10 protein-coding genes are annotated in these 8,573 nt (G+C 39.7%); 7 read left to right on the top strand and 3 right to left on the bottom strand.

The genetic code is table 11. The annotated features are described in order from the left end of the window. Positions 1-222: integrase core domain-containing protein (locus tag BLP33_RS10970; RefSeq protein ID WP_139159972.1), on the top strand; the 222-nt coding region annotated here is incomplete at its 5' end. Positions 223-346: 124 nt separating this feature from the next. On the opposite strand, the gene BLP33_RS10965 is transcribed toward BLP33_RS10970, so the two are convergent. Further along, entirely contained in the window at positions 347-2,029 is a 1,683-nt protein-coding gene (locus BLP33_RS10965; RefSeq protein WP_090527561.1) for a S41 family peptidase, read from the bottom strand. A 198-nt stretch (positions 2,030-2,227) separates the two neighbouring features. Here BLP33_RS10965 and BLP33_RS10960 point away from each other — a divergent pair, with 198 nt between their 5' ends. Together BLP33_RS10960 and BLP33_RS10955 are read left to right on the top strand one after the other, a co-directional pair. Next, a complete protein-coding gene (locus BLP33_RS10960) occupies positions 2,228-3,313 on the top strand; it encodes a sensor histidine kinase (protein WP_090527556.1) in 1,086 nt (361 codons plus the stop codon). Continuing rightward, on the top strand, positions 3,306-3,998 hold the full coding sequence (locus BLP33_RS10955; RefSeq protein WP_090527553.1) for a LytR/AlgR family response regulator transcription factor: 693 nt from the start codon (positions 3,306-3,308) through the stop codon (positions 3,996-3,998). Before BLP33_RS10960 ends, BLP33_RS10955 begins: the two co-directional genes overlap by 8 nt. 48 nt (positions 3,999-4,046) lie before the next feature. Here the strand turns inward: BLP33_RS10955 and BLP33_RS10950 are convergent, their stop codons facing one another. Together BLP33_RS10950 and BLP33_RS10945 are read right to left on the bottom strand one after the other, a co-directional pair. Beyond that, positions 4,047-4,757, bottom strand: coding sequence for an SDR family oxidoreductase (locus BLP33_RS10950; protein WP_090527550.1), 711 nt, complete (start codon positions 4,755-4,757; stop codon positions 4,047-4,049). Positions 4,758-4,763: 6 nt separating this feature from the next. Next, the gene (locus BLP33_RS10945) at positions 4,764-6,251 is read right to left on the bottom strand and encodes a MocR-like pyridoxine biosynthesis transcription factor PdxR (protein ID WP_090527547.1); all 1,488 of its coding nucleotides are present in this window, start codon (positions 6,249-6,251) and stop codon (positions 4,764-4,766) included. 173 nt (positions 6,252-6,424) lie between these two features. On the opposite strand from BLP33_RS10945, the gene BLP33_RS10940 reads away from it, so the two are divergent. From BLP33_RS10940 to BLP33_RS10925, 4 genes are all read left to right on the top strand, one after another. Next, entirely contained in the window at positions 6,425-6,865 is a 441-nt protein-coding gene (locus BLP33_RS10940) for a carboxymuconolactone decarboxylase family protein (RefSeq protein WP_090527709.1), read from the top strand. 483 nt (positions 6,866-7,348) lie between these two features. Further along, positions 7,349-7,540: a cold-shock protein gene (locus tag BLP33_RS10935; protein ID WP_090527544.1), complete on the top strand. Its 192-nt coding sequence runs from the start codon at positions 7,349-7,351 to the stop codon at positions 7,538-7,540. Between the two features lie 71 nt (positions 7,541-7,611). Then, entirely contained in the window at positions 7,612-8,064 is a 453-nt protein-coding gene (locus tag BLP33_RS10930; protein WP_090527541.1) for a cold-shock protein, read from the top strand. Between the two features lie 58 nt (positions 8,065-8,122). Further along, positions 8,123-8,449: a hypothetical protein gene (locus tag BLP33_RS10925; RefSeq protein WP_090527538.1), complete on the top strand. Its 327-nt coding sequence runs from the start codon at positions 8,123-8,125 to the stop codon at positions 8,447-8,449. Positions 8,450-8,573: the final 124 nt, after the last annotated feature.

Below are 8,573 nucleotides of genomic sequence, written 5' to 3'. Positions count from 1 at the left end.
AGAATAAATGGTATTCTTAAAACCGAATTTCAGTTAAGCCGGATATTCAAATCACGGCCAGAAGCGCTATTAGCTGTTAAGAGTGCTGTAGAGGCTTATAACAACGTTAGGCCGCATATGAGTTGCAGTAACCTGACACCGGCATACGCCCATCAGAGTACAGAACCGCTTATGAAGCACTGGAAGAATAGAAGAAAGAAAGCACCGTCGCCCGCACAGTAAATCAATAATTACTTTAAAAACAATTATTAACTTAGTACAACAAATAATACTTTAACCCTCCAAAAACTGTAAACCAAAATCCGGACAAGACCATCTGTAAACCTGTTTTAGGATCGGGACACTATCAATCGATCCCTTTACTTTTTAAGTATGACAAGGCTCGAGCCAAAACCAAATCATCACTCCTTATAACACTTTCCACAGTCTTTTTGACATATATGTCAATTTTGACCCCACGCCTTTGTGTTGGCGTTTTATTAGTATAGTAAACTCCGTAGCTGGAATAAGATATAACCATTTTCCCACCAACGGGTATGCCAATTTTAACGCCATCGGCCCCGGCTGTTTGGCTGCCAATGGTCACAGCACCCGGAATGGTCTGAAAACACATTACTGAATACTCCCCCTGGCTTTGGTTTCTTTCGTCAGCCAATACAATCACCTGTCCCTTATAGGGTGTTTTATTGATTTCACCCATCTTAGCGGACTGTTTCCAGGTAAAATAACCAGGATTGTCAGGAATCATTAGCAAAGAGTAATCTATTGATTTAGGATTTGGCAGAAACATGCCGAATATATTGTAAAAAGCATCATTTTGTGGATAATTACGTACGTCAAATATTACTGCTTTCTTGCTTCTGATCAGATTTTTTATGGTATCCAAATTCCCGCTCCAAATTTGTGCGGCGTATACATAAGCGATAGAATTTCCAACTGTTTTGTATCCGGTCGCATTAGATTGATATTCGGTTAAGTCCCGCCAATCCCGCTGTGATGGTAAAATACATTTTACTTTAACGTCCATTATCCGGACTCCCCTTTTAATTTTCAGTTTTTGGTAAGCTTTTGGGGTATTGAATAATACCCAGGACAGATAATGGTTACGTGATGCATTGTTCGATCCCGAAACATAAGCCCTAAATTGTTTCATTCTTACACCAACAGGACTATTGTCAATACTTAATACAATATCTCCCTTCTGTAAACGGGCTTTGTGTGTTAAAGTGTCGTTGACCAATTTGGTTATTATCACCGTGTTATCTACAATTTTTGCATAAACTGGTGCGGTGTATTTACCAAAAACAAGATTATTTATCGATGTATTATCCCCATCCTCGAAACTAAACTGTGCATGACCATCGTTGAGGGCAACGGTAAGTTGAAGCATGGCTCTATAATAAGAGAGAATATCTTTTGTATTGATCAATTTTGGGATAAACCGAGTAAGGACATTGTTCCAATCCTCGCCAATAAGGTATTTATATGGTGCAAAGTAATTGATGGCATTCCAGAAACGGGCTAAAAATAACAAACGGTACTGTTCATTTGGAAGAATCATGTTTTGGTATTTTTTTTCGCCGCTGTAGTCAGCCGCTTCATAATTTTGTTTTATGTATTTATTAGCACCTTGATTACGATAGACGTATATTTCTTTTAGTTTATTTTGAAGCTGATGACTGATGTATTTCGAATTTGCTATCCAACCCAAATTATGATTTAGCTTAAATAACGTATCGACAGTTGGTCGAGGCTTATTTTGGGGGATGGGTCCGAGGTTGTCTATGGTAGTAATTAGCATCTTGTTAAGCTTGCTTACAGATGCGTTTTGCATTTTATCAATATCATGCACATAAACAGAATCCCAGTCAACTATCCCGCGAGCTACTGATGGATGATGATATTTTAAAAAACCCCATATCTTATCGTAAATTGCGATCTTTTCATACCTTGTTTGACCAAAACCTGCGGTGCTTGTCAGCAGAAATAATAATACACAGGATAGCTTTGCGCAAAGGAAGTGTTTCATAATAATGACAATTAAGTATAAGTTATATGGAATTGGTTTATATAAAACAAAAATGACTCCTTGAACGCGGTAAGCTAAATAAATTAGACGAACTTGTTTATCCGCCTGTTGAATCCTGTCTTTTAATAGTTCAACATGCAGAACAAGGTGTTCATCGAAAATTCTATTGCTTATTATTTAATAAGTGTAAATTGAGCCATGCCATTTGCTACGCTTAATTATAAACAGAAGGGCTTAGTTGCCGAAACATCTTACTTATTTGTGATTAGTATTTTGAGCCCATTTGCAGTAGGCTTGGCAACCTGGTCTCAACATACATTGGCAAACTCATTTGGTTATGTTGTAATCAATGTTTTGCAATTACCTGTTATCATTTTACTTTATCGCTGGTATTTACCCGTTACAATCGGGAAAAATCGCTATTGGATGTTTATTATTTTATTGCCGATATATTTTGTTTTATATGGTTTAAATGAGCGATTCGGAATATTAGCGGTTATGTACATGCCTTTTATACCGGAAGTTTACCGGAACAATATCAGTGGTGCCCGGCCTTTAGATTTTACCCAGGGATATTTTAATACGGATATTGGCATTACTATTCTCGTTATATTAGCAGCTACTTCTTTATATATTATTAAGCTGCTATTCAAGCAGCAATATAAAGTCAGTACGCTGGAAACCGAAAAATTAAAGCTTGAACTCAACCATTTAAAATCACAGATTCGACCACATTTTTTCTTTAACACTCTTAATAATATGTATTCGTTGAGTGTTCATCATTCTCCTAAAACGCCATTGATGATTAAGGATCTCTCAGAAATTATGCGTTACGTGCTTTATGACACTCGTCATGAAAGAGTATCATTACAACAGGAGATAGATTTTATTAAAAGCTATATCAGCCTCGAAAATTTACGCCATACCAAGCCTGATATAATTGACTTTGCTGTCCAGGGTGATATTGACAATATAAAAATTGAGCCATTGCTGTTTATGCCACTAATCGAGAATACTTTCAAGCACGCCCTACATCGGGATATCATGGACAATTGGGTAAAATTGATTTTGGCGGTCGATGAAAACGAACTAATTTTTCAAACATCCAATGCCAAGCTTCCTGCTAATGATAACTATGACAAATCGCAAAGTGGTATCGGTCTGCTAAATGTGCGAAAACGACTCGACTTGCTTTACGCTGGCCGGCATGAGCTAATTATTTTTGAGGAAGAAGAAACTTTCACGGTAAGTTTGACCATTCAATTAGACCCTTTAAATGATTAATTGCATAGTAGTTGATGACGAGCCACTGGCAAGGCAGCTGATAGTTTCCTATATCGAACAGTTGCCTGGTTTGCATTGTTTAGGAAGTTACCCGACAGCCGTCGAAGCATTTACTGCTCTGCATCAGCACCAAGTAGATGTGATCTTTATCGACATCGAAATGCCAGGAATCAGTGGACTTAATTTTATAAAATCCTTGAAAACCCATCCGAAAGTTATTTTCATAACTGCATACACCGAATATGCCGTTGAAGCTTTTGAAATAGAGGCTACGGATTATCTGGTTAAGCCGGTCATGTTTGAGCGTTTCCTGAAGGCAGTTCAAAAGGTCGGTCTGAATAAAAATGAATCTCAACGGATCAATCAACCAACGGCTGAAATAACAAATATCTTTTTGAAGGTTGATAAAAAGTTAGTAAAAATTAACCTTTCATCTATCATTTATATTGAGGGTTTAGGTGACTACGTTAAAGTGCATACACCCAACCATACTTATGTTTCATACATGGCCCTGGGCAAACTCGAAGCACTACTTCCAAACTATGAATTTATCCGCATCCACCGCTCTATTATTATTAATAAGCATCTTATTCAATATATTGAAGGTAACTTTGTAAGAATTGCTGATATTGATTTACCAATTGGATTAACCTACAAAGCAAATTTGTTTAAGAGCGTAGAATAAGTGAACTACTAAATGCATGTTACAGTTATCTCATTAAAATCCTCTGCATTATATCAAATGATCCTTTGGTAAAATCATCAATTTGGGTATTCGTACATGAGCGGGTTGTCGCAGGATATAGAAAACCGCCTCGACAACATCAGCGACATTTAAAGGTTCATGTATTTGCATACTATCTTTAGGATGAACCTCCCAGTCGTTGTGAAGTTCGGTCATCACCAGGCCGGGCTCTATACAGGATACCTGGATGTTTGTTCCGGCAAGTTCCATGCGTAAAGCTTCAGATAGTGCTTCGATAGCAAATTTGGTGGCTGCATATGCGCCGGCCGTAGGGCGTACTTTGGTACCCAGCACGCTCGACAAATTGATCACATGCCCATATCCCTGAATTTTGAAACGCTTGAGTAAAGAATAAGTTAACCTGAAGGTAGCTTCAATATTTAACCGCAACATTCCGGTCATTTTATCAATATCCGTTTCCGCTATGGTGCCGGTATGAAGCGTTCCCGCGCAATTGAACAGATAATCACATTTTCCGTAAGTTTTGTAAATATATTCTACCAATGCATCCTGGTAACCGGCAGAGGAAAGATCACCGGGAATAATATCTACAAATTCAGATTGTAGCTCCTTCAATTTTTCCTCCCGGCGTGCCGCCAGTATCAGCCTGTAGCCTCCCTTATTTAATGCTTCGGCAATAGCGCGACCTATTCCGCTGCTGGCTCCTGTTATCAAAGCTATTTTTTCGTTAAAATACATTTTTCTTCATTTTAAGCTTACCTGGCATGATGTTAATTTTCCGAGAGTTTCGGCTATATATTCCAATTCTGTAACAGTTGAGGATGCGAAACCCAATCGAAGTGATTGTTCGGCCGACTGGCGCGTAAATTGACCCGAACCATCATTAATATAAATATCCCTGGCCAGGGCCTGTTTTTGCAGGTCGTAAATGTTAATTGATTGGTCAAACGTTGCCCATAATGCCATTCCGCCTTCGGGCATTTTGAAATCAACTTTGTCTTGCAGGTGATATTTTAATAACTCACAGAATAGGTCCCGCCGCTCATGATAAGCCCGCAATGATTTACGTACATGTTTTTGTATGATGCCTAATTGCAGTAACTCGGCTACCGCGTTTTCCACCAGATTGTCGCCCTGCCGATCTACAATACGGCGTAAAGTTGCTAACCGCTGTATTACATTTTCGGGGCCAACCAGGTAACCGATACGAAATGCCGGGGCGATGGCTTTAGTAAACGACCCGCAATAAAGCACGTGCCCGGTAACATCTGCGCCAGCCAGCGGTTGTAAAGGCTTGTTTTGATAATGAAAATCATAATCGTAATCATCCTCGAAAACAATAAAATCAAATTCCTTTGCCAGTTGCAATAGCTGCATCCGTCTGTCTGCCCGCAAGGCTACTGTAGTAGGGTAATTATGGTGTGGAGTAACATACACCATACGGATAGGCTTTACCCGACAAATTTCACGCAATTCATCTACTATTATTCCATGTCCGTCAACCGGTATTTTTATAACGTTTGCCCCCGCCTGTAAAAAATTCATATTTGCCCCGGTCCAGCCTAAGTCGCCAATAACAATGTTATCGCCGGGCTTAAGTAAGGCTGTTGACACCAGATATAACCCCATGATGGTGCCGCGGGTGATCAGTATATTTTCAGAAGTGATATTCAATCCCCTGGTTTCGGCAAAATAAGTACATAATTCTTCGCGAAGCCATATTGAACCTTTAGGGTCGCCATACCCTAAACGGACATATTGGTTGCCTGCCCGTAGTTGCGTGCGGTAAGCCCTTGATAAGTCAGTCAACGGCGCTAAGCGACCATCAGGATAACCATCATCTAAATGATATTGGCTGGTATGTTTTATAAGCTTTCTGGCTAAATGGTCGGCATTGTCAATGTTATAGCCGGCTGTTTTTAAGTTGCTCCCTTTTTGGGTAGACCTCGCCATTAATTTTTCCGGCGCTATAAATGGCAATTTTTCACTTACGAAAGTGCCGTTTCCGGTTTCGGATTGTAGCCAGCCTTGCACTAACAATTCATCGTATGCGCGTACGATAGTCTTTCTGTGAACTTTCAGTTGTTCGGATAATTCCCGGGTACTCGGTAAGCGGTGCCCTGTAGTTAATGTTCCGCCTTTAATCAGTTTCAACAATTGATTCGCTATTTGCTGGTAAACCGGCTCAACAGAATTTGAACTAATGATAATTAGACTTGCAAGTGAATACATATCAAATTGGACTACCTATTATATTCAAATTGGACGATTTTGATAGTCCGGTAAAAATATATTTTTATAATCAAATATCGAATGCGAAAATCACTGCAATTATCCGAAGATCGGATCAGTAAAAATTGGAAATTGATTTATCATTAAACGAGCATAATATTTTAACAACAAATATGTATAAACGCAAATTTTTAAAGGATGCCGACGCAAAGGCATTTGACGCGATGATGGGATTAGAGCGATACCTGGCAACATCTTCGCTATCAAAACTGCACTGGGAAATGATAAAAATACGGGTTTCCCAATTAAACGGATGTGCTTATTGTATTGATAAACATAGTAAGGATGCCATCGCTTTAGGCGAGAGTGCGCAACGCATTATTTTGTTACCTGTATGGCGGGAAACTAACTTTTTTTCAAAAGAAGAACAGGCCATATTAGCCCTGGCCGAAGAGATGACTTTGATAGCAGGCAAGCATGTATCTGATAAAGTATATGACACTGCTATTGAACTACTTGGCCAACAGTACACTACCGAGGTTATGATGGCAATTATTGCTATGAATGCCTGGAACCGTGTGGGCATTACTACGGGAAGAAGGGCTGAGAAATAAACGCCATAAGGCTAACAGAATTCTGCTCTATATCAACCTGATTTCCAAAAGGTACCGCCACCTTACTAAAGCAAATTCCAACCCAATCAGGCACGAGTGTGCGTCGCCGACAAAGAGCGGTTGCATACTCGTGACTCTCAAAGTACACGCTCGGCTGCCGCAAGTGTCCTCTCACGCTGCCGCAAGCGCCCATGCTTATGGCCCCGTGTTCAGGTAAATAAAGTTTTATTTACACCAACTTCACGGTTGCAATGATCACAACAAGAGATGCAAAGCCAAAAGAGCAGCATGCCGGCTATGCACACCATTTATCAAAATGCACACCAAGTTTTTTAAAAACTAAAGAAGACTCAAAAACATCCATTAAACAACGCTCCAGGCCCTTTTCGGCAGCAATCAATTAAATAAATGTTAAATAATTTTACGAAAAGTAAAATATACCAATAATTAAAGTTATATTGCACACTTATTAACAACAATATAATGCAACAAGGAACAGTAAAATTTTTTAATGAAGCCAAAGGTTTCGGATTTATCACACCTAACAATGGTGGCAGCGAAATCTTCGTTCATTCAACAGGTCTGATTGACAATGTTCGTGAGAACAGCGCCGTTAGTTATGACGTTGAAGAAGGCCGTAAAGGTCCGAATGCAGTAAATGTAAAAATAGCTTAATCACTATATCATCATTTTAAAAGCATCCTCCCATCCGGGGGGATGCTTTTTTGTTACACTTAATCAAAAACATGGGTAGATCCACCGAAACATTTAACAAGAAAGAGCGCGAAAAGAAAAAGCTCAAAAAACAACAGGACAAAAAAGAAAAGGCCGAAGATCGTAAAGCCAACGCTGTTAAAGGACAGGGTTTTGAAGATATGCTGGCCTATGTTGACGCAAACGGCAACATTACCTCCGTGCCACAAGATCCCGGTAACCGGAAAAAGGTATTGGCGCAGGACATCCTCATCGGTACGCCAAAACAGGAGGAAGTTGAAGTAGAAATTGTAAGAAAAGGCACAGTAACATTCTTTAATGAATCTAAAGGGTTCGGTTTCATTAAAGATCTGCAAACCCAGGAAAGCATTTTTGTTCATGTCAACGCGGCTTCTTTTGCCATCAAAGAAAATGACAAAGTTACCTTTGAAATAGAACAGGGGCAAAAAGGGCCTACCGCTGTCAAAGTCGCTAAAGCGAGCTAAGGCTTAATTAACCATTGCAACAATAAACAAGATAAATCCTCATACAATAAATATCAGAATGACCGATAAACAAACAGCACACTACAAAGCCAGCGAATATATTTATGACCTGGGTAATACCGCTTTGGAGAATGGTTTTAAACCCGATGAGCATTGGGAGGTACAAATGGCTACCGCCGCTGAGAAAAAAGCTTTTGAGAAACAGTACTATCCCACAGTAGCGACAAGCGTACTGCCCGAACTGTTAAAAGCGACTTTTGCCCTGGTAAAAACGCAATTGAACCAGGTGATGAAGGCACAAACAGTGATACCGTCGGATCGTTTCGCCCCCGAGCCAGTGTACGAATACCTGGTTGCCTTTAATTTAAACCGCGTAAGGCGTTAATGTTGATAGTTTCCCAACCTGGCGCGGGTATGCAGGGTTGGGTTTAGATGCGGCATACCAGTGACTTTCAAAGTAAAAAAGTGATTTTCACCCATATTTTCGCACCTTAAATTGCAAACATCAG

Source organism: Mucilaginibacter sp. NFR10, assembly GCF_900100445.1.
Lineage (GTDB): Bacteria > Bacteroidota > Bacteroidia > Sphingobacteriales > Sphingobacteriaceae > Mucilaginibacter > Mucilaginibacter rubeus.
This window is presented reverse-complemented; position numbering and strand designations above follow the sequence as displayed.